The sequence below is a fragment of the Mesorhizobium sp. WSM4822 genome (genome assembly GCF_055811155.1).
This window is the reverse complement of sequence record NZ_JBVVQM010000053.1, coordinates 1-3038: the sequence shown is the minus strand read 5'-3', so window position 1 is coordinate 3038 and position 3038 is coordinate 1. Positions and strand designations below refer to the sequence as shown.

Genomic DNA, 3038 nt, shown 5'->3' with positions numbered 1-3038 from the left:
GCCCACTGGTCCCAATTGTAGATGTGCACGTCGGTGCCGCAGATCGCCGTCTTCTTGATCTTGATCAGCACGTCGTTTGGGCCGATCTCCGGCACCGGCACCTCTTCCATCCAGATGCCCGGTTCGGCCTTGGCCTTCACCAGCGCCTTCATCATGTTCGACATTAGATGCTCCTTACACCTTGATTGGTTCCACTCCTCGCCACTCCTCGGTAGCTACACAACGGAAAGGTAGGCTCGGAGAGCACACCTGAGATCTTTGGGCCGATCGGAATGCCGACGGGGGCCTTTGTGTCAAAGCAACACTCCACGGCGAGCCGTGCGCGTGAAAAGCTCTGACCTAGCGAAACTTCAGCAGGAGCGGAGCACACGCCGTGCCAGATGCAGCCGGCTTCAATTCAAACGATGAGGAATGGTCGCAGCTTGCGGCTGAGCGGTATTGCTATTTTGTCGATGTCCGACACATGCGACGCAGTCAATCGACACCGACGCTCTTGATGGGTCGACCTCGCCGCCGATATCTCGATAGTGCCGGTGCTCAGGCAGCATCGTTCGTCCCTCGGTGAAGTGTCCGTTGACCGCTGGCTGTGAGAGGCAGAAGCTCACGGACAAAACCGCCTTCCTTCGTGGTCGAAATCACCCGTCCGGGGACTAAGCGGCTTCCCAGATCCTGCCCCGCCGCTGAGCCGTCGTGCCGACCTTCGGCTGGACGACAAGTGTGGGGACTCTCACGCGTCGACCGATGTCTTCGCGGCTTTCGATGCCGTCCTTTCTGCCTCAAATTATGCGCGAGGCCCGCGGGCCAAATGTTTGGTCACAGTGGCTCGGCGGCCCGCGCCTGCGCTTTCTCCCGTAGCGCGCATGCTGCGGCGACCATGTTGATGAGGGCAGGGCGGACCTCTTCCCATTTCCTTGTTTTGAGGCCGCAGTCCGGATTCACCCACAGTTGGCCGTGCGACAGTCGCTCGCGAGCAAGTTGGGCGAGATCCAAAATCTCGCCGATCTCGGGGACACGTGGCGAGTGAATGTCGTAGACACCGGGACCGATTTCGTTCGGATATTTCGACTTGGTGAAGGCGTCCAGCAGTTCCATTTTGGAGCGCGACGTCTCGATTGAAATCACGTCCGCGTCCAGTTCAGCGATCGAGTCGATGATCTCATTGAACTCCGAATAGCACATGTGGGTGTGAATTTGGGTCGCGTCCTCTACACCCGTCGAGGCGAGCCGGAAGCATTCGACAGCCCAGCCGAGATAATGTTTCCAATCGGACTTCCGCAGGGGCAAGCCTTCGCGAAACGCGGCCTCATCGATCTGGATCACCCTTGCGCCAGCTTTTTCAAGGTCGGCCACTTCATCGCGGATGGCGAGTGCGATCTGGCGGCAGACCTCGGCGCGGGGTACGTCGTCGCGCACAAAAGACCAGTTAAGAATCGTCACTGGGCCAGTGAGCATGCCCTTCACCGGCTTTTTCGTCAGCGACTGAGATCGAGCACAAGCGCCGGCTCGTCAATCTGCACCCAGTCGGCCCCCGAGAGCTCCAGCCTCTGCAGGAGTTGCTCGTAGACCGGCAGCAGGCGCGGTAGCAGCGCTCTGGGATTGAAGCCCTGGTCGGGAGACTTCGCCAGCTTGAGGAAGGTCACCGGTCCAAGGATGACCGGGCGTGTATGGATGCCGAGCTCTTTTGCCTCCAGAAAGTGATCGACTGGTTTCGTCGACGAGAGGGCGAAGGTCTGATCGTCGCCAAGCTCCGGCACGAGGTAGTGGTAGTTGGTGTCGAACCATTTGGTCATTTCCATCGCGGTCACGCGCTGCCCCTGAACTGCATGCCCGTGACTGGCGTGTTCGCACCCCGCGCTATCGCCCTGCGTCCCGCGCGCCATCGCGAAGTAGATGTCAAGCGGGACCTCGCCGCCCGTCCAGCCGTAACGAGCTGGGACGGCGCCGACCATTGCTGCGGTGTCGAGCACATGGTCATACAGTGAGAAATCGTTCGACGGGATTTTCGACACGCCGCGGGCGTGCTGCTCGCTCCAGCTGGCGGCACGCAGTGCCTTCGCCGTCGCCAGAAGGTTGGCAGCAGACGATTTTCCGGACCAGTAGCTTTCGAGCGCGAATTTCAGTTCTCGCCGGCGACCGATACGCGGCACGCCAAGCGTTGCTGTGGGAACTTGCTGGGAGACATTCATTCCATACCCCGATGGTTGGGGCCGGGACAAGGAAGGCGCTGGCAGGCCGGCATCAACGCCGAGCTGCCGCGACCACCAGACACCCCGCCCGCGGACGTTGTTCGTCGTGGCAGGTCTCCTGACTCGCGGGTCACAGCCTCTGCCACGTCTTCCGGGGGAGTTCGCCCCAGTGACATTGATGGGTTTGGCTCGCCGCTTACAGTTGGGGGGCAGCGTAGGCATTGCACCGGCTTCCCTCTTAGCTCCGCTACGGCAACGCCTTGCGGAGAACCATGACATGCGGACAATCGCAGTAGCCCACTTTCTTGTCAATCTCGTATAAACAAATGTATATGTGTTTATGTGAATTGTTAGCCTGCGGCGTGTTTCCAAGTCCCCTGCCGCCGTCGAGCTGACCTTCTGCGCGACTCACCGGTGTGTGCAGACTGTGGCTCGGCCCTCGGGCAATCTGCCTTTTGTACGATCCGGTCTCAAACGACTTCGTCAAAATGGCGCGTGTTGGCCATTCGTGATCGGACGGCAGTGCTGGTCGAAGTGCGACAACGTTCCTGAGCCTCAACAATCAGTAATTTTGGAAAAAAACCGGCATCCTTCTCGGGCTGGTACGTTCGATTTACACGCGCTTGTCTGGACAGCCTGCACAACGGAAGGTGGGCAATACGTGGCCGAAAAGCCGCCTTACAGCAACCCAGTCTGCTCAGCCTCGCGGCGCAGATTCTGCCGTGGCCTGGGGCCGATCTGCTGGATCACCAAGCCGGCCGCCAGTGAGCCAAGATCGCCGCAAGTCTGCAGGTCGCGGCCTTGCGTGTAGCCATGCAGGAAGCCGGCGGCATAGAGATCGCCGGCGCCCGT

General features: G+C 60.2%; 1 protein-coding gene, 2 pseudogenes and 1 riboswitch. All 3 genes and pseudogenes read right to left on the bottom strand.

Annotated elements, in window-relative coordinates:
- Positions 1 to 164: pseudogene (locus AC0L3E_RS34425) on the bottom strand (alcohol dehydrogenase catalytic domain-containing protein); the annotation flags it as partial.
- A gap of 649 nt (positions 165 to 813) precedes the next feature.
- A pseudogene (locus tag AC0L3E_RS34420) lies at positions 814 to 2186 on the bottom strand (uroporphyrinogen decarboxylase/cobalamine-independent methonine synthase family protein).
- A gap of 91 nt (positions 2187 to 2277) precedes the next feature.
- A riboswitch (cobalamin riboswitch) is annotated at positions 2278 to 2476 on the bottom strand.
- Positions 2477 to 2864: 388 nt separating this feature from the next.
- On the bottom strand, positions 2865 to 3038 hold a 174-nt coding region (locus AC0L3E_RS34415; RefSeq protein ID WP_473606887.1), incomplete at its 5' end, for a PfkB family carbohydrate kinase.